The organism is Chitinimonas koreensis, assembly GCF_014353015.1.
Lineage (GTDB): Bacteria > Pseudomonadota > Gammaproteobacteria > Burkholderiales > Chitinimonadaceae > Chitinimonas > Chitinimonas koreensis.
This window is the reverse complement of the sequence record NZ_CP060704.1, coordinates 2,182,365-2,208,338: the sequence shown is the minus strand read 5'-3', so window position 1 is coordinate 2,208,338 and position 25,974 is coordinate 2,182,365. Positions and strand designations below refer to the sequence as shown.

Genomic DNA, 25,974 nt, shown 5'->3' with positions numbered 1-25,974 from the left:
TGGTTGCGTCCCGCCCTCGCCGGGGCGGGTACTGGATGCCGTCGAGGCAAGGAATGCTGGTCGCATACCTTACCGCAACGGCATCGGGTCGATCAGACTCGTGCGAACAGCCCGCCGTAGCCGGCCAGGTGCAGCCGGCCCTGCTCGTCGATGCGGCCGCCTTCGAGGCCGTGGCCTTCGAACGGCCGCGCCGAACGCAGCGCCTTGGGCAGCTTCAGTTCGACCGCCGCGGCGCCGAGGTTGAAGGCGCACAGCCAGGTTTCCTTGCCGTGCGTGCGGGTGAACACCAGCAGCGGCTCGTCGGCCTTGACGAAGTCGATGTCGCCGACCTTGAGCACGGCCTGGCGGCTGCGCCAGCTGAGGAAGCGGCGGTAGAAGTTCAGCGGCGAGGCCGCGTCGTTCTCCTGCTGGTCGGCCGCGCGCGCCAGGTGCTCCTTGGGCAGCGGCAGCCAGGGCTTGCCGGTCGAGAAGCCGCCGTGCCTGGCCTTGGCCTGCCACGGCATCGGCGTGCGGCAACCGTCGCGGCCCTTGAATTCGGGCCAGAAGGCGATGCCGTACGGGTCCTGCAGCTGTTCGAACGGGATGTCGGCCTCGGTCAGCGCCAGTTCCTCGCCCTGGTAGATGCACAGGCTGCCCTTGAGGCTGGCCGACATGGCCAGGAGGAGCTTGGCGCGGCGCAGGTCGTCGGCCGGCTCGGCCTCTTTGCGCCAGCGCGTCAGCACGCGCTGCACGTCGTGGTTGCCGATGCTCCAGCAGCCCCAGCCCTCGGCGCCCATCTTCCTGCCGGTCTTCTTCAGCCGCTGCTCGAGCTCCTCGACCTGGCGGCGGATATAGCCGGCCGAGCCGTCGGGCGTCAGCAGGTTGAAGCTGTAGGCCATGTGCAGCTTGTCGCCGCCCGAGGTGTACTGCGCCATGGTCTTGAGCGAATCGTCGTCGCCGACCTCGCCGACCGAGGCCGCGCCGTACTGGTCGAGCAGCACGCGCACGCGCTGCAGGAAGGCCAGGTTCTCGGGCTGGGTCTTGTCGTACTTGTGCGACTGCAGGCCGTAGGGATTGTCGGCGCTGACGGTCTTCGAATCGCGCGCGGCGGCCGGCGGATTGGCACGCAGCTTGCGGTCGTGGAAATGGAAGTTGCAGGCGTCGAAGCGGAAGCCGTCGACGCCGCGCTCGAGCCAGAAGCGGATCGAGGCGAGCATGGCGTCCTGCACCGCAGGATTGTGGAAATTCAGGTCCGGCTGCGAGGCCAGGAAGTTGTGCAGGAAATACTGCTTGCGGCGCGACTCCCATTGCCAGGCCGAACCGCCGAACACCGACAGCCAGTTGTTGGGCGGCGTGCCGTCCGGCTGCGGATCGGCCCAGACGAACCAGTCGGCCTTGGGATTGTCGCGGCTCTGCCGGCTTTCCTTGAACCAGGCGTGCTGATCCGAGCAGTGGCTCAGCACCTGGTCGATCATCACCTTGAGACCGAGCTCATGGGCGCGCGCCACCAGCTTGTCGAAGGCGGCCAGGTCGCCGAACAGCGGATCGACGTCGCAGTAGTCCGACACGTCGTAGCCGAAGTCCTTCATCGGCGACTTGAAGAAGGGCGAGATCCAGATCGCGTCGACGCCGAGGCTGGCCACGTAGGGCAGCCGCTCGATGATGCCGGGAATGTCGCCTACGCCGTCGCCGTTGCTGTCGGCGAAGCTGCGCGGATAGATCTGATAGATGACGCCACCGCGCCACCATTCGGAATCGGGGGAGTGCTTTTTGGAGGTCATGGAATGAAAAGCCAGTGAAACGTGATGCCGCTGCGCGGCGGTGAAACGTGAAACGTGGCGCACGGCCACCTTCCACGCTTCACCTCCGATCGCTCGATCTCATGAAACGCGATGCCGCGCAGGGCGGCAGCGAAGCGTGGCAGTGCGCCACGCTTCACCATTCACGTTTCACTTTTCACACGGTTGGGCGATAGCCCGACCGATTTACCACCAGGTTTCCATCTGCACGCCGTAGGACGAGCCGTTGGTCTTGCCGGCGAAGCCCGTCATCGGCACGCCGCAGTCACGACCGGTGCAGACCGGGTTGCCGGCGGCGTCGTTCCAGTTGGCGTAGGTGTAGTAGGCACGGATCACCGGACGGGCCCAGAAGCCCTTGCCCATCGAGATCTGCGGGGCGACGGTGAACTTGTTCAGGTAGTAGCGATCGCCGGTGGCGGGCTTGACACGCGTGGTGCCGGCCTCGAAGGCGATGCTGTAGGCGTCGTTGAAGTGGAAGATCGGACGGGCGACCAGGCTGAACGACTTGCTGTAGTCGGCGTCGCCGTAGGCTTCCTGGCCGTAGCCGACGAACACGGCACCGTTCCAGGCGCTGTTCTTGGGCTCGAACACCATGTGTTCGACCAGGCGCCAGGCGCGGTACTTGTCCGAGTTGCTGGTCCAGTTCTTGGCGGTGCCGTTGAGGTTGGCGCCGTCGCGGGCGATCTGGAAGTCCAGGCGGTTGAAGCCGCCGAGGCCGACCGGGTCGCTGACGAAGTGGTTCACGTCGAAGGCCCAGCCGTTCTTGCCCTGGATGCTCGCTTCGTCGTCGTCGAGGTTCTTCTGCACGAAGTTGGTCTGGAAGCCCAGCGAGCCGAAGCCGACGTTGATGCCTTCCAGGCGGATGTCGTGGTCGGAGAACGACTTCTTGCCGTTGTCGCCGACTTGCGGGTTGTAGCCGCCGATCGGCTTGTCGCTCCAGTCCTGCGAGTTGTTGCGGAACAGCGCGTAGGACAGCTTGGCGAAGCCGACGTCGATGTTCTCGATACCGGCGCCGGGGCCGGTCACTTCCGAGGTGAAGAAGTCGACGATGTGCACGTCGGCGCGGCGGTAGTAGCGCTTACCGGCCCAGATCGTGGCGTTCTCGAGCGCGCCGCGGCCGACGTTGCCGGCTTCGATCCATGCCTGGCGCCAGGACGGGGTGTTCTGCTCCCAGTCGCCGGTCTGCTGGGTACCGAAGGCCAGCATGGTGTGCAGCTTGAAGTTCACGCCGCCGGCTTCGCCCATGGCGGCGTCGAAGGCCAGCTCGCCGTAGGTGTCGCACTCGTTGCCCAGGCGGCCGGCACCACCGACCACGCCGGCCATGGCCGGTGCGTTGATGCGGAAGCAGGCTTCCTTGCCGCCTTCGGAATTGCCGCCCGAACCGCTTCGGATGTAGCCATGATAGTCAACAGATGCAGCCATGCCGGCCTGCGCCGCGAACGCCGCCACCAGGGCAGCAAACAGCTTGCTCTTGCGAGTCATCGGATCACTCCTCTCCGTTTGGTTGGATAGAAATCGGATCGCCAGAGGGCTTTCCGACCTGGTGTTGCACACCATTGCCCCGCACGAGGACGGGGGCGTGCTCTGCGTACCCTGACGGAGAGGTGGGTCGCTTCGCTACGCCTATCCCGGCTGCGGCTTCGAGGCCGCCGCCGGGTGATACCTGCGCTTCTCTAGACGGAAGCGTCGTGATTGCTTCTACTGCTCGGGTACTTCTTTGCGCCGCCCCGGGTTGGGCCGGAACGGCGCGGGATTCGGTCGATCAGCCGCGCAGCGCGGCGGCCTCGCGGGCCAGGGTGGTGATCGCGGCCCAGTCGCCGGCCGCCACGCGGTCCTTCGGCACCAGCCACGATCCGCCGACGCAGCCGACGTTGGGCAGCGCCAGGAACTTGGGCGCGCTTTCGAGCGAGACGCCGCCGGTCGGACAGAACAGCACCTCGGCCAGCGGGCCGCCGAGCGCCTTGAGCATGCCGATACCGCCGGCCTGCTCGGCCGGGAACAGCTTCATCGCGTCGAAGCCCCAACCCAGCGCGGCGATCACCTCGGACGGCGTCATCACGCCCGGCAGCAGCGGCATGTCGGCGGCGCGCGCGGCAGCGGCCAGTTCCTCGGTCAGCCCCGGCGTGACGGCGAACACCGCACCGGCCGCCTTCACCTCGGCGAACTGCGCCGGCCGCGTCACCGTGCCGACGCCGACGATGGCTTCGGGCACCGCGGCGGCGATGGCGCGGATCGAATCGAGCGCGGCGGCGGTGCGCAGCGTCACCTCGAGCACCCGGATGCCGCCGGCGACCAGCGCCTGCGCCAGCGGCACGGCGTCCTCGACGCGGTCGATCACGATCACCGGCATGACCGGCGAGGCGCGCATGATTTCTCGGATCTTCGACATCGCTTGCTTCTCCAGCCCTGCCCCACCGGGAGCCGGGCGTTCAATCGTTCATTGCGGCAGCATGAAGCTCATGGCGCCTTCCTCGGCGCCGGTGGCGACATGGCGGAAGGCGGCGAACAGCTCGCGGCCGTAGCCGTGCTCGTTGCCGCCGAGGTCGGCGGTCGGTTGCTCGCGCGCGGCCCACAGCTCGGCCGGCACCAGCGCTTCGAGCACGCCGGCCTCGGCGTCGAGGCGGATCAGGTCGCCGTCGCGCACCCGGCCGAGCGGGCCGCCGGCCAGCACTTCGGGGGTGACGTGGATCGCCGCCGGCACCTTGCCCGAGGCGCCCGACATGCGGCCGTCGGTGACCAGCGCGACCTTGAAGCCGCGGTCCTGCAGCACGCCCAGCGAGGGCGTCAGCTTGTGCAGTTCCGGCATGCCGTTGGCGCGCGGGCCCTGGAAGCGGATCACCGCGACGAAGTCCTTCTCCAGCTCGCCGCGCTTGAAGGCCGCGATCAGCGCGTCCTGCGAGTCGAACACCACGGCCGGCGCCTCGACCACGCGGTGCTCGTGCTGCACCGCCGAGACCTTGATGACGGCGCGGCCGAGGTTGCCGGCCAAGAGGCGCAGGCCGCCGTCGGGCTGAAACGGCGCCTCGACCGTGGCCAGCACCTTCGGGTCCTGGCTCTGCGCCGGCGAGGCGCGCCAGGCCAGCCGGCCCTCATCGAGCCACGGCTCCTGCGCGTAGCGGGACAGACCCTGCCCCATCACCGTCTGCACGTCCTCGTGCACCAGACCGGCCTCGATCAGCCGGGCGATCAGGTAGCCCATGCCGCCGGCGGCATGGAAGTGGTTCACGTCGGCGCCGCCGTTGGGGTAGACCTTGGCCAGCAGCGGCACGATGGCCGACAGGTCGTCGAAGTCGGTCCAGTCGATCACGATGCCGGCGGCGCGGGCGATGGCGATCAGGTGGATGGCGTGGTTGGTCGAGCCGCCGGTCGCCATCAGGCCGACCAGGCCGTTGACGATGGCGCGCTCGTCGATCACCTGCGCCAGCGGGATGTAGTCGCGGCCCAGCGCGGTGATGGCGGCGGCGCGGCGGGCCGACTCGGCCGTCAGCGCCTCGCGCAGCGGCGTGCCCGGATTGACGAAGGCGGTGCCGGGCAGGTGCAGGCCCATGATCTCCATGAGCATCTGGTTGGAATTGGCGGTGCCGTAGAAGGTGCAGGTACCGGGGCCGTGGTAGGACTTCTCCTCGGCTTCGAGCAGGCCCTGACGGTCGATCTTGCCCTCGGCGTAGAGCTGGCGGATGCGCGCCTTCTCCTTGTTCTCCATGCCCGAGGTCATCGGGCCGGCCGGCACGAAGATCGTCGGCAGGTGGCCGAACTGCAGCGCGCCGATCAGCAGGCCCGGCACGATCTTGTCGCACACGCCGAGGCACAGCGTGGCGTCGAACATCTGGTGGCTCAGCGCGATCGCGGTGCTCATGGCGATCACGTCGCGCGAGAACAGGCTCAGCTCCATGCCGGCCTGGCCCTGCGTCACGCCGTCGCACATGGCCGGCACGCCGCCGGCGAACTGCGCGGTGGCGCCGGCTTCGCGCGCGGCGCGGCGGATGACCTCGGGATAGTGCTCGAGCGGCTGGTGGGCCGACAGCATCTCGTTGTAGGCCGAAACGATGGCGATATTGGGCTGGCGCTGCTCGCGCAGCATGATCTTGTCGCCGGCCGGCGCGGCGGCGTAGGCATGGGCCAGGTTGGTGCAGGACAGGCCCTTGCGCACGGGCTCCTTGGCGGCCCATGCAGCCACGCGGCCGAGATAGGCATCGCGGCTCGGCTGGCTCTTCTGGCGGATTCGCTCGGTCACTTCGACCAGGCGCGGATGCAGACTCATCAACACTCCCTGCAACACCCCGACAGGCGTCGCTGGCTTGGCTTGGATTGGGTTCGCGGCACCCGTTCGAAAGTGAAAACGGCGATCGATCGCGCTCTCACAGGTGCCGTCATTTCCGCGGATAGTAGTTTTACTACAGTCAAAAGACAAGCAAACCGCTGGAACTTTTACACCAGAACCGTCAAGCTGTTGTAAGAAAGCCGCACCAAGCCAGTGCAAGCGCAGGAATCATCACAACAATCCGGGAAAGTCCGTGCACCATCATGTTGCATTGCAGCAAGATAATGACACTTTAATACATCTAACAAAACTACATTGCGACAGGGGTCGTATGGTAGTATTGTTTCAACAGACCGATCACCCCGGCCTACGGCCGGCCCCGGTCAACCGCTCGACTGATTCAGCCCTTAATAGATTAGACAGAGACAGAGGAACAACAGGGATGAGTGCGATTCAACCCTTCGACATGGTGCTGTTCGGCGGCACGGGCGACCTGGTGATGCGCAAGCTGCTCCCGGCGCTCTACCACCAACACCAAGACGGCAACCTGCCCGAACAGGGACGCATCCTCTGCCTGGGACGCAGCCAGCCCGACCACGCCGCCTACCTCGCCACGGCCGAGAAGGCCGCCCGCCAATACCTCGGCGACTATTTCAACGAGCAGGACTGGGCGACCTTCGCCGGCCGGCTGCACTACCTCAAGCTCGACGCCGGCGACCGCGCCGCCTACGCCGCGTTGGCCGACAAGCTCAACGAGGCGCCCGAGCACGTGCGGGTGTTCTACCTCGCCACCGCGCCCAACCTGTTCGCCGGCATCTGCGAGAACCTCGCCTCGGTCGGCCTCAACAAGGGCGGCGCCCGGGTGGTGCTCGAAAAACCGCTGGGCCACGACCTCGCCTCGAGCCAGGCGATCAACGCCCAGGTCGGCAAGTTCTTCAAGGAAAGCCAGATCTACCGGATCGACCACTACCTCGGCAAAGAGGCGGTGCAGAACCTGCTGGCGCTGCGCTTCAGCAATACCTTCTTCGAACCGCTGTGGCGGCGCGAGTGGATCAGCGACGTGCAGATCACCGTCACCGAGCAGGTCGGCGTCGAAGGCCGCGGCGATTTCTACGACAAGGCCGGCGCGCTGCGCGACATGGTGCAGAACCACCTGGTCCAGCTCCTGTGCTTCATCGCCATGGAACCGCCGGCCAGCGTCGACCCCGATGCGGTGCGCGACGAGAAGCTCAAGGTGCTGCGCGCCCTGCGCCGCTTCGGCCCGCAGGAAGTGGCCCAGAAGAGCGTGCGCGGCCAGTACAAGGCCGGCGCCAGCAACGGCAGGCCGGCGATCGGCTACCAGGACGAGGCCGGCATCACGCCGTCGAGCAAGACCGAGACCTTCGTCGCGCTCAAGGCCGAGATCGACACCTGGCGCTGGGCCGGCGTGCCCTTCTACCTGCGCACCGGCAAGCGCATGCAGGAGCGCCTGGCCGAGATCGTGATCAATTTCCGCCAGGTGCCGCATTCGATCTTCCAGCTGCCGACCAACTCGACCAGCAACCGCCTGGTGATCCGCCTGCAGCCCGAGGAAAGCGTCGAGATGTACCTGCTGGCCAAGCAGCCGGGCGACCAGATGAAGCTCAAGCAGGTGCACCTCGACCTCGACTTCAAGGAGTCGTTCAAGGTGCGCAGCCCCGACGCCTACGAGCGGCTGCTGACCGACGTGATCCGCGGCCGGCTGACGCTGTTCATGCGCCGCGACGAGCTCGACGAGGCCTGGAAGTGGGTCGAGCCGATCCTCGACGCCTGGGAGCAGAACGACGAGCCGCCGAAGTCCTACACCGCCGGCACCTGGGGCCCGGCCGCCAGCTCGGCCCTGCTGTCGCGCGACGGCTTCTGCTGGCACGAGGAAGGCTGACCGCCGCTTGTGCGACGGTGCATCGATCAGGAGTGAGAGCGCCGGGCCCGACCGCCCGGCACTCGGTATTTCAGGCCCGGGATACGGGACCGCCTACAAGAGAAGAGACATCATGACCGAACCGTCCTTCCACGAATTCGATTCGCGCGTCGATCTCGACATCTGCCTGGCGCGCGAGATCGCCGCCACGCTCGAGACCGCGATCGCCGAGCGCGGCGCGGCCAGCCTGGCCGTCTCCGGCGGCCGCACGCCGGTCGGCATGTTCCAGCAGCTGCGCCAGATGCGGCTCGCCTGGGACCGGGTCTGGATCACCCTGGTCGACGACCGCTGGCTGCCGGCCGACCACGCCGACAGCAACGAGCGGCTGGTGCGCGAGCACCTGCTCAAGTACCAGGTCGAAGCCGCCCATTTCGCCGGCCTGGTCGAGGCCGGCGCAGCGACGCCCGAGGCCGGCCTCGCCGCCGTCGAAACCCGGCTGGCCGCCATCCCGCAGCCGTTCGACGCGCTGATCCTGGGCATGGGCGAGGACGGCCACACCGCCAGCCTGTTCCCCTGCTCGAGCGAGCTCGAGGCCGCTGCCGCGCTCGACAACCCGCGGCTGGTCGCCGCCGTCAACCCGACCACCGCGCCGTACGCGCGCATCAGCCTCACGCTGCCGGCGATCGCCCGGGCGCGCCGGCTGTTCGTGCACCTGACCGGCAGCAAGAAACGCGAGATCTACCAGGCGGCCCTGGCCAGCCAAGGCCCGCGCCTGCCGATCGCCCGCGTGCTCGATGCCGCGGACGGCGTCAAACACGTCTACTGGGCCGAATGAGGCCGCATCCCATGTCGCTCGAACTCAGCTATCCCCGCCTGCTCGCCGATGTCGGCGGCACCAATGTCCGCTTCGCGCTGATCCGCGCGCCCGGCGCCGCGATCGGCGAAGAACGCAACCTGGCCTGCGCCGACTTCCCCGGCCTCTACGAAGCCGCCCGCGCCTATCTCGACCCGCTCGGCGCCGCGCCGCGCTGGGCCGCCATCGGCATCGCCACCGCCATCGCCGGCGATGCGATCAAGATGACCAACAACCACTGGGCCTTCTCCCAGGCCGAATTGAAGGCCCAGCTGGGCCTCGACGAGCTGGCGGTCATCAACGACTTCACCGCGCTGGCGCTGAGCCTGCCGCTCCTGACCGACGCCGAACTGGTCAAGATCGGCGGCGGCGAGCGCAACCCCGACCTGCCGATCGCGCTGCTCGGCGCCGGCACCGGCCTCGGCGTGTCGGGTCTGATCCCCGCCCACCTGCCGGGCGAGCCGCAGCGCTGGGTGCCGCTGCAGGGCGAAGGCGGTCATGTATCCTTCTCGCCTTTCAACGACCGCGAAGACGAAATCCTGCGCATCCTGCGGCGCGAATTCGGCCATGTATCGGCCGAGCGGCTGCTGTCCGGCCCCGGCGTGGTCAAGCTGCACCAGGCGCTGGCCGAGCTCGACGGCCGGCCGCTCGATGCGCTGAGCGCCGCCGAGATCACCCGCCGCGGGGTGGACGGCGATCCGCTGTGCCGCGAGGTGGTCGACACCTTCTGCGGCATGCTCGGCACCGCCGCCGCCAACCTCGCCATCACGCTCGGCGCGCGCGGCGGCCTCTACATCGGCGGCGGCATCGTCCCCAAGCTCGGCGACTACTTCGCGACCTCGCCGTTCCGTCGCCGCTTCGAGCAGAAGGGCCGCTTCAGCAACTACCTCGCCGCGGTGCCGAGCTTCGTCATCGTCGCCAACAACCCGGCCCTGCGCGGAACCGCTGCCGCGCTGGACGCCCTGGCCGTACGGCGCGGCCTGTAAGGCCCATACCAACCAGCGGGGAGACGACCACAACATGCTGGAAAAGATCAAATCGCTGCTGCACGAGCTGTCCAAGTCCGAGCGCAAGGTGGCCGAACTGGTGCTGGCCCAGCCCAATTTCGTGGCCCATGCGCCGATCGCCCAGATCGCCGAGATGGCCAACGTGTCGCAGCCGACGGTGATCCGCTTCTGCCGCTCGGTCGACTGCACCGGCCTGCAGGATTTCAAGCTGCGTCTCACCCGCAGCCTGGTGTCGGGCGTGCCCTACGTGCACAGCGCGGTCGAGATGAGCGACACCGCCCACGACCTCGCCGCCAAGCTGTTCGACAACACCATCTCGAGCCTGATGCGCACGCGCAACGAGCTCAATCCGGACGCCATCGAGCAGGCCATCGACATCCTCGCCAAGGCCCGCAAGATCGAGTTCTACGGCCTGGGCAACAGCGGGATCATGGCGCAGGACGCGCAGCACAAGTTCTTCCGCCTCGGCGTGCCGTGCATCTCGTATTCCGATCCGCACATCCACGGCATGTCGGCCTCGCTGCTGCGGCCCGGCGACGCGGTGGTGGCGATCTCCAACTCGGGCCGCACCATCGACCTGATCCGCTCGGTCGAACTGGCGCGCGAAGCCGGCGCCCAGGTGATCGGCATCAGCCACTCGAATTCGCCGCTGTCCAAGCGCTGCAACGTCACGCTGTTCGCCGACACGCCGGAGGACCCGGACCTGTATTCGCCGATGATCACCCGCATCGTGCACCTGGTGATCATCGACATCCTGGCGGTCGGCGTGGCGCTGCGGCGCGGCCCGGAGCTGATCGACCAGCTCGAGAAGATCAAGCGCAACCTGAAGGAACGCCGGGTGCGCGGATACGAAGACAAGTGAGGAGTGAAAGACCAGTGAGGGGTGAGGTGTAAGGCGTGAGGCGTAACCCCATCCCCCTCCCAGCCTCCCCTTGAAGGGGGAGGAGCGGGGCGCACAAGATTCGATCGCCAGTGATCGTCAAACGTGTCGCCATGCGGCTCCCTCCCCTTCAAGGGGAGGGCTGGGGTGGGGATGGGGTTACCCCTCGCACCTCACGCCTCGCACCTCACACATAGCGCCTCACGCCTCCCTCCAAAACCCTCTCATCTCACGCCCTACATGACCGCCCTGACCGCCCTCCCCGCCTGGCAAGACATGCTGGCCCAAGCCGGCCGCCTCAAGTCCATCGACCTGCGCGCCGCCTTCGCCGCCGATCCGGCCCGCGCCGAGCGCTACAGCCTCGCGGCCTGCGGCATGCTGCTCGACTACTCGAAGAACCGCATCGACGACGCAGGCCTCGCCAGCCTGTTCGCGCTGGCCCGCGCCACCGGCGTCGAGGCGCGCCGCGCGGCGCTGCTGGGCGGCGAGAAGATCAACGCGACCGAGGGCCGCGCCGTGCTGCACACCGCGCTGCGCGCCGAGCGCTCCGCGGTGGTGGAGGTCGACGGCGAAAACGTGGTGCCCGAGGTGCACGCCGTGCTCGACCGCATGGCGGCCTTCGCCGACGGCGTGCGCAGCGGCGGATGGAAGGGCCACGACGGCCGCGCCATCACCGACGTGGTCAACATCGGCATCGGCGGCTCCGACCTCGGTCCCTTCATGGCCTGCGAAGCGCTGCGCGACTACGGTGCATCGAACCTGCGCATGCATTTCGTCTCCACCGTCGACGGCTGGCAGCTGGCCAGCGTGCTCGAACGGCTCGACCCGGCCACCACGCTGTTCATCGTCGCCTCCAAGACCTTCACCACCCAGGAGACGCTGACCAACGCCCGCGCCGCGCGCGCCTGGCTGGTCGCCGCCGCCGGCAGCGAGGCGGCCGTCGCCCGCCACTTCGTCGCCGTCTCGACCAATGCCGAGGCGGTGTCGGCCTTCGGCATCGACCTCGCCAACATGTTCGGCTTCTGGAACTGGGTCGGCGGCCGCTACTCGCTGTGGTCGGCCATCGGCCTGCCGATCCTGCTCTACATCGGCCCCGATCACTTCCGCGCGCTGCAGGCCGGCGCCCGCGCCATGGACCGCCACTTCGCCGAGGCGCCGCTGGAACGGAACCTGCCGGTGATCCTGGCGCTGCTGGGCATCTGGTACATCAACGGCATGGGCGCCGCCACCCAGCTGATCTCGCCCTACAACCAGCCGCTGCACCGGCTGCCGGCCTACCTGCAGCAGCTCGACATGGAATCGAACGGCAAGTCGGTGCGGCTCGACGGCGCGCGCTGCGACTACCACACCGGCCCGGTGATCTGGGGCGAGCCCGGCATCAACGGCCAGCACGCCTACTACCAGCTGCTGCACCAGGGCACCGAGCTGGTGCCGATCGACTTCATCGCCGCGCTGGGCAACCCCAGGAGCCCGGCCGAGCACCACACCATCCTGCTGGCCAACTTCCTGGCCCAGACCGAGGCGCTGATGCGCGGCAAGAACGAGGCCGAGGTTCGCGCCGAGCTGGCCGGCCAGGGCATCAAAGGCGAGGCGCTCGAAGCGCTGGTGCCGCACAAGGTGTTCGACGGCAACCGGCCGACCAACACCCTGCTGCTCGACGCGCTCGACCCGGCCACGCTGGGCAGCCTGATCGCGCTGTACGAACACAAGGTGTTCGTGCAGGGCGCGGTGTGGGGCGTCAACAGCTACGACCAATGGGGCGTCGAGCTCGGCAAGCAGCTCGCCCGCACCATCGAAGCCGAATTGCGCGGCGACGCGCCGGTGACGCGGCACGACGCCTCGACCAACCGGCTGATCGAGTACGCGCGCAAGGCTTTGAAACGATAGGAAATGGCGCACAAGGCCGGCCGTACCGCGGTCGGCCACGATGCGCGAATCGGGGGATTCGGGTTATAAAGGCGCTCTTGCCTCCCCAATAAGATCAATGGAGATACGCATGCAGCACGCTCTTTCGTCGCACTTCGGCCGCTTCGCGCTGGGCCTGTTGCTGATGGCCGGCGCCCAGGCCGATTCGAGCAAGCCCTGGTCCGAGACCGACGACTACGTGAAGCTCGATGCGGTCAACGCCGGCAACGCGCACCCGGTCACCTTCTCCACCGACCAGTTGCAGAACCTGCTGGCCCGCTTCTACAAGCAGGCGCCCGGCAAGCAGCCCGAACCCTATTTCAGCGACGACGAGATCAAGCGGCTCTCCACCGATCTGGTCCCCTACTTCGGCCGTGCCCAGGCCGGCGACGACGTGCTGTTCGGCACCTCCTACCGCCCCGGCGGCATGTTCTTCATGCCGCGCGTGCTCAACGCCGGCCGGCTGTTCGTCGAAGGCGGCCGCCTCAACCTGCTGGCCGGCATGTGCGGCGACCAGCCCGACCTGAGCTACCAGTACGGCGGCGCCAAGGGCCGACCGCTGAACCACGGCAGCCGCATCAAGCCGGTCAACGGCATGGGCTGCCAGTTGCTGGCCGGCAACGGCACGGTGCGCGTCAACAACCGGCCCGACTGGCTCAGCCTCGACATCCCGCAGGCGCTGGCCGCCAAGCCGCCCGGCGCCTTCCAGCCGGCCGAGGGCAGCGCGCCCGCCACCACCTTCCAGCCCGCGGCCAAGCCGGCGACCACCTTCCAGCCGGCGACGCAGCCCGCCGCGCCGGCGCCGGCCGCAGCGCCGGCCAGCGCGGCACCGGTTGCCGCGCCCGCCGCGGCGGCCCCGGCCGTGCTGCCCTCGGCGCCGGCCAGCAAGATCGAAGAGAAGCTGGTGCTGCTCAAGCGCATGTTCGACTCCGGCCTGATCACCGAAGACGAATACCGCGCCAAGCGCGCCCAGCTCTTGAAGGACTTCTAAGCAATCCGGCGGCCGCCTTCACCGGCGGCCGCGCCGTGAAACGCGGCGCGACAGGGGCACAGACCCCGAGCAGCAGAGGCCGAAGGCCCGCAGTGCCGGCTCCCCGCCGACATCAACCCAAGCAGTAGAGACAACATTGAAGCGCATATCTCACGCTTCGCCGGCGCCAGCATCGGGCCGGCCCCCCATCCCTGTACCGCATGGTCCCGGCCGGACCGTGCGCGCATCCCCGCCCCCGCGTATCCCGAACGCCGCCGCGCCCTTGCCGCGCACCGGCGCCCGGGGGCCTGTCCGCATTCATATAACGACACACCCACAAGGTACCCAAGATGGCTGAGCAATTCGACGACCTCGATCCGCAGGAAACGAAAGAGTGGCTCGACGCGCTGGACGGCGTGATCGAAGCCGAAGGACCGCAGCGCGCGCACTTCATCATCGAGAAGCTGATCGAGGAGGCGAGCGAGCGCGGCGCCAACATCCCGTACAGCGCGACCACCCAGTACATCAACACCATCCCGGTCGAAGCCGAGCCGCCCTTCCCGGGCGACACCACGATCGAGCACAAGATCCGCGCCTTCACCCGCTGGAACGCCATGGCCATGGTGGTGCGCGCCAACAAGCACACCAACGTCGGCGGCCACATCGCCTCGTTCGCCTCGGCCGCCACGCTGTACGACGTCGGCTTCAACCACTTCTGGCACGCGCCGAGCGAAGGCCACGGCGGCGATCTGGTGTTCGTGCAGGGCCACGTCGCCACCGGCGTCTATTCGCGCGCCTACCTGCTCGGCCGCATCAGCGAAGAGCAGATGGACAACTTCCGCCAGGAAGTCGACGGCAAGGGTCTGTCGAGCTATCCGCACCCCTGGCTGATGCCGGACTTCTGGCAGTTCCCGACCGTGTCGATGGGCCTCGGCCCCTTGATGGCGATCTACCAGGCCCGCTTCATGAAGTACCTGCAGGACCGCGGCTTCGCCAAGACCGACAACCGCAAGGTCTGGGCCTTCTGCGGCGACGGCGAGATGGACGAGCCCGAATCGCTCGGCGCGATCGGCATGGCCGGCCGCGAGCGGCTGGACAATCTGGTGTTCGTCATCAACTGCAACCTGCAGCGGCTCGACGGCCCGGTGCGCGGCAACGGCAAGATCATCCAGGAGCTCGAGGGCGAATTCCGCGGCTCGGGCTGGAACGTGGTCAAGCTGGTGTGGGGCACCAAGTGGGACGCGCTGTTCGCCCGCGACAAGAAGGGCATCCTGGCCCGCCGCATGATGGAAGTGGTCGACGGCGAATACCAGACCATGAAGGCCAAGGACGGCGCCTACGTGCGCGAGCACTTCTTCAACACGCCCGAGCTGAAGGCCCTGGTGCAGGACTGGTCCGACAAGGACATCTGGGACCTGAACCGCGGCGGCCACGACCCGGCCAAGATCTACGCGGCCTTCAAGGCGGCCAGCGAGTCGAAGGGCAAGCCGACGGTGATCCTGGCCAAGACGGTCAAGGGCTACGGCATGGGCTCGGCCGGCGAGGCGATGAACATCACCCACCAGCAGAAGAAGCTCGATATCGATTCGATCAAGCAGTTCCGCGACCGCTTCGGCATCCCGGTGGCCGACGACCAGCTCGAGAAGGTGCCGTTCGTGAAGTTCGAGGAAGGCTCGCCCGAGCTCGAATACATGCGCGGCCACCGCCAGGCGCTGGGCGGCTACCTGCCGCAGCGCCGGCAGAAGGCCTACGCGCTCGAGATCCCGCCGCTGTCGAGCTTCGACGCGCTGCTCAAGGGCTCGGGCGAAGGCCGCGAATACTCGACCACCATGGCCTTCGTGCGGATGCTCACGCAGCTCCTGAAGGACAAGCAGATCGGCCGCCACATCGTGCCGATCGTGCCGGACGAATCGCGCACCTTCGGCATGGAAGGCCTGTTCCGCCAGGTCGGCATCTGGAACCAGGAAGGCCAGAAGTACGTGCCGCAGGATGCCGACCAGCTGATGTTCTACAAGGAGTCGAAGGAAGGCCAGATCCTGCAGGAGGGCATCAACGAGGCGGGCGCCATGTGCGACTGGATCGCCGCCGGCACCGCCTACAGCACGCACGGCGTGCCGATGATCCCGTTCTACATCTACTACTCGATGTTCGGCTTCCAGCGCGTGGGCGACCTGGCCTGGGCCGCCGCCGACATGCGCACCCGCGGCTTCCTGCTCGGCGGCACCGCCGGCCGCACCACGCTGAACGGCGAAGGCCTGCAGCACGAGGACGGCCACTCGCACCTGATGTCGGCCACCATCCCCAACTGCATCTCCTACGACCCGACCTTCGGCTTCGAAGTGGCGGTGATCGTGCAGGACGGCATGCGCCGCATGTATGCCGAGCAGCAGGACGTGTACTACTACCTGACGCTGATGAACGAGAACTACGAGCATCCGGCCATGCCCGAGGGCGCCGAGGCCGGCATCGTCAAGGGCATGTACAAGCTGCGCGCCGGCGGCGAGGGCGAGCTGCGCGTCCAGCTGCTCGGCTCGGGCACCATCTTCAACGAGGTGATCGCCGCGGCGAAGCTCCTGAAGGACGACTGGGGCGTCGAGGCCGACCTGTGGAGCTGCCCGAGCTTCACCGAACTGGCGCGCGACGGCATGGCGGCGGAGCGCCACAACCTGCTCAACCCGGCCGACGAGCCGCGCGTGCCCTACGTCACGCAGCAGCTGGCCTCGGCCCAGGGCCCGGTGGTGGTGGCGACCGACTACATGCGCCTCTACGCCGAGCAGATCCGCGCCTTCGTGCCGCAGCGCTACGTGGTGCTCGGCACCGACGGTTTCGGCCGCTCGGACACCCGCGAGCAACTGCGCGGCTTCTTCGAGGTGAACCGCCACTACGTCGCCGTGGCGGCGCTCAAGGCCCTGGCCGACGACGGCAAGCTGCCGCGCGCCAAGGTGGCCGAGGCGCTGGCCAAGTACGGCATCGATGGCGCCAAGCCGGCGCCCTGGACGGTGTAAGCAAGTGAGGCGTGAGGAGTGAGGTGTGAGGGGAGCGCCCCTTCACCCACTCCGCGCAGCCTGACCGGGTGCGGGTTTTGCCCCTCACCCCTGACACCTCACCCCTCACAGGAATTCCCATGAGCAATCTGATCGAACTCAAAGTACCCGACATCGGCGACTACAAGGACGTCGACGTGATCGAGGTGTTCGTGAAAGTCGGCGACACCGTGAAGAAGGACGACTCGCTGATCACCCTGGAAACCGACAAGGCCACCATGGAAGTGCCGGCCAACGCCTCCGGCGTGGTCAAGGAGCTGCGGCTCAAGGTCGGCGACAAGGCCAGCGAAGGCACCGTCGTCGCCGTGATCGAAGCCAGCGATGCCGCCGCGGCGGCCGCTCCGGCCCCGGCGGCCGCACCGGCGCCCGCCCCTGCGGCTGCCGCGCCCGCTCCGGCGCCGGCGCCCGCCGCCGCGCCCGCTTCCGCCACCGGCGGCAGCAGCACGGTCGAGGTCAAGGTGCCCGACATCGGCGACGCCCGCGACGTCGACGTGATCGAGGTCTTCGTCAAGGTCGGCGATACCGTGAAGCAGGACGACTCGCTGATCACGCTCGAGACCGACAAGGCCAGCATGGAAGTCCCCTCGCCGGCCGGCGGCGTGGTGCAGAGCATCGCCGTCAAGGTCGGCGACAAGGTGTCCGAAGGCACGCTGATCCTGACGCTGGCCGCAGCCGGCGCGGCGCCCGCCGCCAGCGCCCCGGCACCGGCGCCCGCAGCGGCAGTTGCCCCCGCGCCGAGCCCAGCGCCCGCCGCAGCCGCGCCCGCCAAGCCGGCTCCGGCCGCGGCCCCGGCCACCGCCGTCGACGAGGCCGGCTTCAAGGCTGCCCACGCCAGCCCCTCGGTGCGCAAGTTCGCCCGCGAGCTCGGCGTCGACCTCGGCCGAGTCAAGGGCTCCGGTCCCAAGGGCCGCATCGTCGCCAGCGACGTGCAGGGCTTCGTCAAGTCGGTGATGAGCGGCGCGGCCGCCGCGCCGGCCGCCGCAGCCGCGGTGCCGTCCAACGGTTCCGGCCTCGACCTGCTGCCCTGGCCCAAGGTCGACTTCGCCAAGTACGGCCCCGTCGAGCAGAAGCCGCTCAGCCGCATCAAGAAGATCTCGGGCGCCAACCTCGCGCGCAATTGGGTGATGATTCCGCACGTCACCCAGTTCGACGACGCCGACATCACCGACATGGAAGCCTTCCGCAAGGAGATGGGCGAGGAGCTGAAGAAGCAGAACCTCAAGCTGACCCCGCTGGCCTTCATCATCAAGGCGGTGGTCGCCGCGCTGAAGAAATTCCCCGAGTTCAACAGCTCGCTCGACGGCGACAACCTGGTGCTCAAGCAGTACTTCCACATCGGCTTCGCCGCCGATACGCCGAATGGCCTGGTGGTGCCGGTGATCCGCGACGCCGACAAGAAGACCCTGGTCGAGATCGCCACCGAGACCGGCGCGCTGGCCGCCAAGGCACGCGACGGCAAGCTCCTGCCGGCCGAGATGCAGGGCGGCTGCTTCTCGATCTCCTCGCTCGGCGGCGTCGGCGGCACGGCCTTCACGCCGATCGTCAACGCGCCCGAGGTGGCCATCCTCGGCGTCTCCAAGTCGAGCATCAAGCCGGTCTGGAACGGCAAGGAATTCGCCCCGCGGCTGATCCTGCCGCTGTCGCTGAGCTACGACCACCGCGTGATCGACGGCGCCTCGGCGGCGCGCTTCACGACCTATCTGGCGCAGGTGCTGGGCGATATTCGGCGATTGATGTTGTGAGGCGTGAGGTGTGAGGCGCGAGGGGCAACCCCGCGCCGCGCATCTCACGACCGGTCGAGGGATGCACACCTCACCCCTCACTCCTCACCCCTCACATGGAACCAGACATGAGCACCATTGAACTCAAAGTCCCCGACATCGGCGACTACAAGGACGTCGACGTCATCGAGGTCTTCGTCAAGGTCGGCGACGTCGTCGCCAAGGAAGACTCGCTGCTGACGCTGGAGACCGACAAGGCCACCATGGAAGTGCCGGCCTCGCACGGCGGCACCATCAAGGAGCTGCGCGTCAAGACCGGCGACAAGATCAGCGAAGGCACCATCATCGCCCTCGTCGAGGCCTCGCCTGCGGCAGAGAAGGGAGAAGGGGAAGCGGGAAGGGTGATGCGCCCGCCCAGCCTGCCGCCGCGCCTACCCTTCCCTCTTCCCCCTCCCCCCTTCCCGCGCCGGCCAGCTTCTCCGGCGCCAGCGACGCCGAATACGACGTGCTGGTGCTCGGCGCCGGCCCCGGCGGCTACTCGGCCGCCTTCCGCGCCGCCGACCTCGGCCTGAAGGTCGTGCTGGTCGAGCGCTACGCCACGCTCGGCGGCGTCTGCCTCAACGTCGGCTGCATCCCGTCCAAGGCGCTGCTGCACAACGCCGCGGTGATCGACGAGGTGCGCCACCTCGCCGCCAACGGCATCAAGTACCCCGAGCCCGAGATCGACCTGGCCGCGCTGCGCGGCTACAAGGAAAAGGTCATCGGCAAGCTCACCGGCGGCCTCGCCGGCATGGCCAAGGCACGCAAGGTCGAGGTCGTGCGCGGCCTGGGCCGCTTCGTCGACCCGTACCACGTCGAGGTCGAGCTGACCTCGGGCGACGGCCAGGACAAGACCGGCGAGAAGAAGGTGCTCAAGTTCAAGCACGCCATCATCGCCGCCGGCTCGCGCGTGGTGAAGCTGCCCTTCATCCCCGAGGATCCGCGCATCGTCGACTCGACCGGCGCGCTGGAACTGCGCGAAGTGCCCAAGAAGCTGCTGATCATCGGCGGCGGCATCATCGGCCTGGAGATGGGCACGGTGTATTCGACGCTGGGCGCGCGGCTCGACGTGGTCGAGATGCTCGACGGCCTGATGCAGGGCGCCGACCGCGACCTGGTGAAGGTGTGGCAGAAGATGAACGCCCACCGCTTCGACAACATCATGCTCAAGACCCGCACCACCGCGGTCGAGGCCAAGCCGGACGGCATCTGGGTGACCTTCGAGGGCGAGGCGGCGCCGAAAGAGCCGCAGCGCTACGACATGGTGCTGGTGGCCGCCGGCCGCGCACCGAACGGCAAGCTGATCGGCGCCGAGAACGCCGGCGTGGCGGTGACCGACCGCGGCTTCATCGAGGTCGACAAGCAGCAGCGCACCAACGTCCCGCACATCTTCGCCATCGGCGACATCGTCGGCCAGCCGATGCTGGCCCACAAGGCGGTGCACGAGGGCCACGTGGCGGCCGAGAACGCCGCCGGCCACAAGGCCTACTTCGATGCGCGCGTGATCCCCGGCGTGGCCTATACCGATCCTGAAGTGGCGTGGGTCGGCATGACCGAGGACGAGGCCAAGAAGCAGGGCATCAAGATCGAGAAGGGCGTGTTCCCCTGGGCCGCCTCGGGCCGCGCGATCGCCAACGGCCGCGACGAGGGCTTCACCAAGCTGATCTTCGACGCCGAGACGCATCGCATCATCGGCGGCGCGCTGGTCGGCACCCACGCCGGCGACATGCTCGGCGAGATCTGCCTCGCCATCGAGATGGGCGCCGACGCGGTCGACATCGGCAAGACCATCCACGCCCACCCGACGCTCGGCGAATCGATTGGCCTGGCCGCCGAGGTGGCGCACGGCAGCTGTACCGACCTGCCGCCGCAGCGCAAGAAGTAGCCTGCAGCGACCGGCGCCGACGCCGGCCGGTCGTTGACGCGGCCGGCCGGCGTCGTCGCTTGCAAACCCGCCGATCGCCGGCCTCGTGGCGATCGAATCGTCAACCGCAGCCTGTTCGAAGCACCCCGCAGCGAAGCGCCGCGCCGTCCGACCGGGACGCCGCGGCATGCGGACCGGCCACCAAGCAAGCCACCGCTCGGCTGGAAGCCGCCGCCAGATTGGAAGTCGCAAAGCCAGCAATCCCAGACCCGCTCAGCGGGCAATCAACCACCGTTAGACGGAGTGAATCGCGATGTTCCAGAACCTGAAGATTTCGGCGCGGCTGACCGCGCTCAGCCTGTTGCTGCTCGGCCTGGTGGTCGTGGTGCTGATCCTCGGCCGCATCGCCGGCAGCACCGCCACCAGCCGGCTGGCCTCGGTCTACCACCAGCACGCGGTGCCGATGGCCGAACTGGGCCAGGGCCTCGACGACCTGCACCGCAGCCGCATGCTGGTCGTGCTGGCGCTCGAGGCCTACAACCAGAAGAACGCCGAAGAGAATTTCCGCAAGATGGCGACCTTCGACCAGTCGGCGATGAAGCACCTCGAGCCGGCCTTCGCGCTGGCCGTCGACGAGGCCGGCAAGCAGCAGGTCGCGCAGTTCAAGACCAACTGGGCCGACTACCTCAAGTTCCGCGACACCATCGTCAAGCTCTACAACGACGGCGACCGCGCCCAGGCGCTGACCGAGTTCCGCACCAACCTGACGCCGGCCTTCGAGACGGCCGCCGACGCGGTGACCGCGCTGCTCAAGCGCCAGGCCGAGTCGACCAGCGTCGAGTACGAGGAGGCCGACCGGCTGGTCGGCAAGCTGTCCGGCGCCGGCATGGCGGTCGCGCTGTTCGGCCTGCTCACCGCCGCTGCGCTGTCGTTCTGGATCATCCGCTCGATCACCACGCCGCTGCGGCAGTCGGTGAAGCTGGCCGAGAAGATCGCCGCCGGCGACCTGACCACCGCCATCCGCGCCGGCAGCCGCGACGAGACCGGCCAGTTGCTGGCCGCGCTGGCGACCATGCAGGCCCAGCTGCGCGAAATGATCGGCGGCATCGGCGCCTCCAGCGCCGACCTGAGCCAGGCCGCCCACCAGATCCACGGCGCCTACACCGGCATCCGCGACGGCTCGATCCAGCAGAGCGACGCCTCGAGCTCGATCGCCGCGGCGGTCGAACAGATGAGCGTCGGCTTCGACCACCTGGCGAGCCGCGCCGGCAATGCGCTGGCGCAGGCCGAGACCGCCCACCGGCTGAGCGAGCACGGCGCGCGCCAGGTCGGCGTCGCCAGCGGCGAGGTCGAGCGCATCGCCGCCTCGGTCAACAGCGCGGCCCAGACCATGGGACGGCTGGAGGAGCACTCGGTGCGCATCTCGGGCATCGCCGCCACCATCAAGGAAATCGCCGACCAGACCAACCTGCTGGCGCTCAACGCCGCCATCGAGGCGGCCCGCGCCGGCGAGGCCGGCCGCGGCTTCGCGGTGGTGGCCGACGAGGTGCGCAAGCTGGCCGAGAAGACCGGCGCCGCCACCAGCGACATCATGGCCGCGCTCGGCTCGATCAAGACCGAGACGGCCGAAGTGATCGGCGCCATGCGCGGCAGCGCCGGCCAGATCGACAATGGCGTGCACGTGATCCGCGCGCTGGTGCCCTCGCTGAACGAACTGAAGGAAGGCGCCGACCATTCGCGCAGCGAGCTGCTCGAGCTCGACGGCATCTACCGCGAGCAGGCCAGCGCCAGCCAGAGCATCGCCCAGCACGTCGAATCGATCGCGCGCATGACCGAACAGACCAACCTGGCGATCGGCCGCAGCGCCGAGACGGTCGAGCAGCTGGAGACGCTGGCCGAGCACCTGCGCGGCTCGGTGGCGCGTTTCCGGCTGTGAGTGGCCGAGGGCGCGGCCGCGAAACGTGACTCGCCGCTACGCGGCATCGTGAACGTGAAACGTGGGGCAAACGCCGCATCGAGCCGGTGCGGCGGTGCCTTGAAACACGCTTCATGTTTCACCTTTCGCATTTCGCATATACAACATATCTGAAGCACCGCTCGCCGCAGGCCGGGTAGCAAGGCCCATGCGGCGTCGCCGCACCCATCGCGGCGATGCCGCCGGCCGCCGCGCAGCGGCACCCCACCTTACACGTTTCACCTTTCACGTTTCACAGCATCACAGGAGTACCCATGCAATCTCTCCGTACCAAGCTGACCCTGGCCATGGCCCTGCTGGTGGCGCTGGTCGCCATCCTGCTCACCGGCGCCTCCTACCAGCGCATGCGCGGCGAGCTCGTCGACGCGCTCGAATCGCAGTCGGGCGAAGCCGCCGGCGCCGCCGCCAAGTCGGCCGACGACTGGCTGACCAGCAAGTCGGCCTCGGTCAGCGCGCTGACCGCCATCGCCTCGCAGGTCGACGTGGTGCCTTCGCTGCAGCTGATCAAGAACGCCGGCAGCTTCGACACCACCTACGTCGGCTACGCCGACAAGCGCGTGGTGTTCTCGACCCCGCAGCAACTGCCCGAGGGCTACGACCCTACCGCGCGGCCGTGGTACCAGCAGGCGGCCCAGGCCGGCAAGCCGGTGATCACCGAGCCCTATGTCGACGCCGCCACCAAGAAGCTGGTCATCACCATGGCCACCCCGGTCAAGGACGGCGGCAGCGTCAGCGCCGTGGTGGCCGGCGACGTGTTCATGGACGCGCTGGTGGCCGGCGTGCTCGGCGTCAAGCTCGCCCACCAGGGCTATGCCTTCGCCAGCGACGCCCGCGGCGTGGTGCTGATCCATGCCGACGAGGCGCGCCGCATGAAGCCGGCCAGCGAGCTGTCGCCGACGCTCGGCGCCGACCGGCTCAAGGCGCTGGCCGACAGCGGCCGCATGGGCGAGGTCGAGATCGGCGGCGTGGCCAAGTTCATCCAGGTGCGCGTCATCCCGAGCACCGGCTGGTACCTGGCAGTGGTGATCGACAAGTCCGACGCGCTGGCCGCGCTGGGCAAGCTCTTGGCCTTCTCGATCGGCGGCCTGGTGCTGATGCTGGTGATCATCGTTCCGCTCGCCGCCGTCACCATCAACCGCATGCTGGCCGGCCTGGTGCGCATCAAGGACGCCATGCGCGCGATCGCCTCCGGTGGCGGCGACCTGACCCGCCGCATCACGGTCACCGGCAACGACGAGATCGCCCAGACGGCGCAGGCCTTCAACCAGTTCCAGGAGCAGCTGCGGCAGATGTTCGTCGAGCTGCAGGGCGAGGCCGGCAAGCTGACCGACGGCGTCAACGCCATCGCCGGCCTGACCCGCCGCATGGCCGAGGATTCGCGCCAGTTGTCGGATCACGGCGCGGCCAACGCCGCCACCATCGAGGAGCTCACCGTCAGCATCTCGCATATCGCCGACTACGCCGGCGACGCCAACAAGCTGGTCGACAGCACCGGCCAGCTGTCGGCCGAGGGCAGCGCCAGCATCGAGCGCGTGTCGGGCGAGATCGACAACTCGGCCGGCGCGGTGCGCGAACTGTCTTCGCTGTTCGGCGAGGTCGGCCGCCGCGCCGACGACATCGGCGGCATCGTCCAGGTGATCAAGGAGATCGCCGACCAGACCAACCTGCTGGCGCTCAACGCCGCGATCGAGGCGGCGCGCGCCGGCGAGCAGGGCCGCGGCTTCGCGGTGGTGGCCGACGAGGTGCGCAAGCTGGCCGAGCGCACCGGCCAGGCGACGCAGGAGATCTCCGGCATGATCGGCGCAATGCGCGAGGCGACCCAGGGCGCGGCCGGCAATATGCGGCGCACGCTCGATTCGGTCGAAGCCGGCGCGACGCTGACGCGCGAGACCTCGGTCAACATCGCCCAGATCCAGCAGCGCATGGCCGAGGTGGTCACCAATATGCGCGAGATCGCCCACTCGACCCACGAGCAGCGCCAGGCCGCCACGCTGATGGCGCAGAACGCCGAGCGGGTCACCGCGCAGATCCACCAGAGCGACGAGGCGCTGCAGTCGATGACGGCGACGCTGGGCGGGCTCGACCAGTTGGCCAGCGGGATTCGGGCGATGTTCGCGAAATTTCGGCTTTGATGTAATCGGCCTCGGCGCTTCACTGCGTGCAGATCAGGCGCCCGGCCAAGCCGGGCGCTTGCCTTTTGCGGCCCTGAACCGCTGGACGCCTCCCTGATCACCCCTACTCCCCCGCCCTCGCCGCCGCGAGGGAGCCTCGCTGACGCTCGTCGCACCTACTTCGACGCTATGCGTATTGTCGTAGGTCGGGATTTATTCCCGACAGCGCGCCGATTCAATATCCCTGCCGCAAATCGGGTTTGGCCCTGGTCCGGTTTACTTCCCATTTACCTGCCGGATGTGTCGCATCCGCCCAATGGCCCCGGCCGGCCTTGATTTAATCGCCCTATATATTATCCAGAGCAATGAGGCCGCCCGGCAGCGAAGAGGCCGGCCCGTCAAGGGAAGGAAGAGACCCATGAAGGCGGATATCCATGCGCAGCAGGAAGAGCAGCGCCTGCGCGCGCTATACCAGAGCGGTTCGCTCGACGATCACGAGCATGGCGATTTCGACCTGGTCGCACGCGCGGCCGCGCGGCTGTGCGATGCGCCGCAGGCCTTCGTCGCCTTCGTCGATCGCGATACGGTGTGGATCAAGTCGAGCGCCGACTGGCTGCCGTTCCGCCAGATGCCGCGCCACGGCGCGCTGTGCGAGCTGGTGCTGCAGCACAACGCGCTGGTCAACGTCGCCGACCTGCAGGCCGACCCGCGTACCGCGCGGCGGCCGCCCACGCTCGGCGGCTGCGGCTTCCGCATGTATGCCGCGGTGCCGATCCAGGCGCTGGACGGCCAGCCGATCGGCGTGCTGAGCGTGCTCGATACGCGCAGCCGGCTGCTCGGGGACGAGCAGCGCGACTGGCTGCAGCAGCTCGGCCGGCAGGCCTCGGCGCTGGCCGAATGGCGCCGGCGGCGGCGCGAGCTCGAAGTGGCGTTGCAGGCACGCGAACGCGCCGGCAGCCAGGACAGCCGCAGCCAGCTGCCCGGCCGCGCCGGCCGCGCCGGCACGCTGGCCCGCATCGAGGACGAATGCCAGCGCGCACTGCGCTTCGCCATGCCGTTCACGCTGGTGGTGCTGGAGATCGACCGCGACGGCGCGGCCGGCGCCGGGCCATGCGAATCGGCGCCAGGCGCCGCCACGTCCGGCGGCCCGGCCCCGAATGGCGAGATGCAAGACCTCGCCGCTTCGGACGCCGCGCCACGGCACGACACGCTGCTGGCCTGGATCGGCCAGTTGCTGCAGCAATCGCTGCGCAGCACCGACACGGTGGGGCAGTTGGCCGACAACCGCTTCGCCGTGCTGCTGCCCAATACGCCGACCCAGGGCGCGGTCACGCTGGCGGACGTGATGCGCGGCCGCATCGCCCACCGCCCGGCCGGCCTGGCGGCGCGGCTGCAGACCCGATTCGGGGTGGCGACCATGGGCCTGAACCGCATCGACGGCGCGCAGAGCCTGCTGGCCGCCGCGCTGGCGGCGCTCACCCAGGCGCGGCTGTCGGGGCCGGACAGCATCGCGGTGTCGCTCGAGGCCAACAGCGGCGTCGTATGAACGGCGCGGCCAGGATGAGGCGTTTCGCGTAGGAGCGGCTTCAGCCGCGAATGGCGGCCGTGACAACCATGACCATTCGCGGCTGAAGCCGCTCCTACAGGCGCATCGGCCAACCGATTCCGCCGGACAAAAGACAACGCC

General features: G+C 68.5%; 15 protein-coding genes and 1 pseudogene. 12 read left to right on the top strand and 4 right to left on the bottom strand.

Going from position 1 to position 25,974, the window contains the following annotated elements:
* Positions 1–92: 92 nt before the first annotated feature.
* The 4 genes from H9L41_RS09595 to edd form a co-directional block, all read right to left on the bottom strand.
* A complete protein-coding gene (locus H9L41_RS09595) occupies positions 93–1,760 on the bottom strand; it encodes an alpha-glucosidase family protein (protein WP_028446731.1) in 1,668 nt (555 codons plus the stop codon).
* A gap of 204 nt (positions 1,761–1,964) precedes the next feature.
* Complete coding sequence (locus tag H9L41_RS09590; RefSeq protein WP_028446730.1) at positions 1,965–3,260, bottom strand: maltoporin; 1,296 nt, start codon at positions 3,258–3,260, stop codon at positions 1,965–1,967.
* Positions 3,261–3,540: 280 nt separating this feature from the next.
* On the bottom strand, positions 3,541–4,167 hold the full coding sequence (locus tag H9L41_RS09585) for a bifunctional 4-hydroxy-2-oxoglutarate aldolase/2-dehydro-3-deoxy-phosphogluconate aldolase (RefSeq protein WP_028446729.1): 627 nt from the start codon (positions 4,165–4,167) through the stop codon (positions 3,541–3,543).
* Between the two features lie 48 nt (positions 4,168–4,215).
* Positions 4,216–6,039 (bottom strand): phosphogluconate dehydratase, encoded by a 1,824-nt coding sequence (edd, locus tag H9L41_RS09580; RefSeq protein WP_028446728.1) that lies wholly within the window; start codon positions 6,037–6,039, stop codon positions 4,216–4,218.
* 442 nt (positions 6,040–6,481) lie between these two features.
* Between edd and zwf the strand changes: the two genes are divergently transcribed.
* The 12 genes and pseudogenes from zwf (at position 6,482) to H9L41_RS09520 (ending at position 25,833) form a co-directional block, all read left to right on the top strand.
* A complete protein-coding gene (gene zwf, locus H9L41_RS09575) occupies positions 6,482–7,939 on the top strand; it encodes a glucose-6-phosphate dehydrogenase (protein WP_028446727.1) in 1,458 nt (485 codons plus the stop codon).
* Between the two features lie 112 nt (positions 7,940–8,051).
* Positions 8,052–8,753, top strand: a complete 702-nt coding sequence (gene pgl, locus H9L41_RS09570; protein WP_034607144.1) for a 6-phosphogluconolactonase — start codon at positions 8,052–8,054, stop codon at positions 8,751–8,753.
* An 11-nt stretch (positions 8,754–8,764) separates the two neighbouring features.
* Positions 8,765–9,757, top strand: a complete 993-nt coding sequence (locus H9L41_RS09565; RefSeq protein ID WP_028446725.1) for a glucokinase — start codon at positions 8,765–8,767, stop codon at positions 9,755–9,757.
* A 34-nt stretch (positions 9,758–9,791) separates the two neighbouring features.
* Complete coding sequence (gene hexR, locus H9L41_RS09560) at positions 9,792–10,640, top strand: transcriptional regulator HexR (protein ID WP_028446724.1); 849 nt, start codon at positions 9,792–9,794, stop codon at positions 10,638–10,640.
* Positions 10,641–10,898: 258 nt separating this feature from the next.
* Positions 10,899–12,545: a glucose-6-phosphate isomerase gene (gene pgi, locus H9L41_RS09555; RefSeq protein WP_028446723.1), complete on the top strand. Its 1,647-nt coding sequence runs from the start codon at positions 10,899–10,901 to the stop codon at positions 12,543–12,545.
* A 109-nt stretch (positions 12,546–12,654) separates the two neighbouring features.
* The gene (locus H9L41_RS09550; RefSeq protein ID WP_028446722.1) at positions 12,655–13,554 is read left to right on the top strand and encodes an SHOCT domain-containing protein; all 900 of its coding nucleotides are present in this window, start codon (positions 12,655–12,657) and stop codon (positions 13,552–13,554) included.
* A gap of 329 nt (positions 13,555–13,883) precedes the next feature.
* Entirely contained in the window at positions 13,884–16,538 is a 2,655-nt protein-coding gene (gene aceE / locus H9L41_RS09545) for a pyruvate dehydrogenase (acetyl-transferring), homodimeric type (RefSeq protein WP_028446721.1), read from the top strand.
* A 119-nt stretch (positions 16,539–16,657) separates the two neighbouring features.
* On the top strand, positions 16,658–18,319 hold the full coding sequence (gene aceF, locus H9L41_RS09540; protein WP_028446720.1) for a dihydrolipoyllysine-residue acetyltransferase: 1,662 nt from the start codon (positions 16,658–16,660) through the stop codon (positions 18,317–18,319).
* Positions 18,320–18,426: 107 nt separating this feature from the next.
* Positions 18,427–20,222 (top strand): annotated as a pseudogene (lpdA, locus tag H9L41_RS09535) (dihydrolipoyl dehydrogenase).
* Between the two features lie 292 nt (positions 20,223–20,514).
* Complete coding sequence (locus H9L41_RS09530) at positions 20,515–22,137, top strand: methyl-accepting chemotaxis protein (RefSeq protein WP_051319110.1); 1,623 nt, start codon at positions 20,515–20,517, stop codon at positions 22,135–22,137.
* A 293-nt stretch (positions 22,138–22,430) separates the two neighbouring features.
* Entirely contained in the window at positions 22,431–24,308 is a 1,878-nt protein-coding gene (locus H9L41_RS09525) for a methyl-accepting chemotaxis protein (RefSeq protein WP_028446718.1), read from the top strand.
* 397 nt (positions 24,309–24,705) lie between these two features.
* Positions 24,706–25,833, top strand: a complete 1,128-nt coding sequence (locus H9L41_RS09520; RefSeq protein WP_028446717.1) for a sensor domain-containing diguanylate cyclase — start codon at positions 24,706–24,708, stop codon at positions 25,831–25,833.
* The last annotated feature ends 141 nt before the right edge of the window (positions 25,834–25,974 follow it).

Coding starts and splice junctions, on each gene's coding strand:
- edd (WP_028446728.1), bottom strand. CDS start 6,039: ATGAGTCTGCATCCGCGCCTGGTCGAAGTGACCGAGCGAATCCGCCAG.
- zwf (WP_028446727.1), top strand. CDS start 6,482: ATGAGTGCGATTCAACCCTTCGACATGGTGCTGTTCGGCGGCACGGGC.
- hexR (WP_028446724.1), top strand. CDS start 9,792: ATGCTGGAAAAGATCAAATCGCTGCTGCACGAGCTGTCCAAGTCCGAG.
- aceF (WP_028446720.1), top strand. CDS start 16,658: ATGAGCAATCTGATCGAACTCAAAGTACCCGACATCGGCGACTACAAG.
- H9L41_RS09525 (WP_028446718.1), top strand. CDS start 22,431: ATGCAATCTCTCCGTACCAAGCTGACCCTGGCCATGGCCCTGCTGGTG.
- H9L41_RS09590 (WP_028446730.1), bottom strand. CDS start 3,260: ATGACTCGCAAGAGCAAGCTGTTTGCTGCCCTGGTGGCGGCGTTCGCG.
- H9L41_RS09585 (WP_028446729.1), bottom strand. CDS start 4,167: ATGTCGAAGATCCGAGAAATCATGCGCGCCTCGCCGGTCATGCCGGTG.
- H9L41_RS09520 (WP_028446717.1), top strand. CDS start 24,706: ATGAAGGCGGATATCCATGCGCAGCAGGAAGAGCAGCGCCTGCGCGCG.
- aceE (WP_028446721.1), top strand. CDS start 13,884: ATGGCTGAGCAATTCGACGACCTCGATCCGCAGGAAACGAAAGAGTGG.
- H9L41_RS09595 (WP_028446731.1), bottom strand. CDS start 1,760: ATGACCTCCAAAAAGCACTCCCCCGATTCCGAATGGTGGCGCGGTGGC.
- H9L41_RS09565 (WP_028446725.1), top strand. CDS start 8,765: ATGTCGCTCGAACTCAGCTATCCCCGCCTGCTCGCCGATGTCGGCGGC.
- pgl (WP_034607144.1), top strand. CDS start 8,052: ATGACCGAACCGTCCTTCCACGAATTCGATTCGCGCGTCGATCTCGAC.
- H9L41_RS09550 (WP_028446722.1), top strand. CDS start 12,655: ATGCAGCACGCTCTTTCGTCGCACTTCGGCCGCTTCGCGCTGGGCCTG.
- H9L41_RS09530 (WP_051319110.1), top strand. CDS start 20,515: ATGTTCCAGAACCTGAAGATTTCGGCGCGGCTGACCGCGCTCAGCCTG.
- pgi (WP_028446723.1), top strand. CDS start 10,899: ATGACCGCCCTGACCGCCCTCCCCGCCTGGCAAGACATGCTGGCCCAA.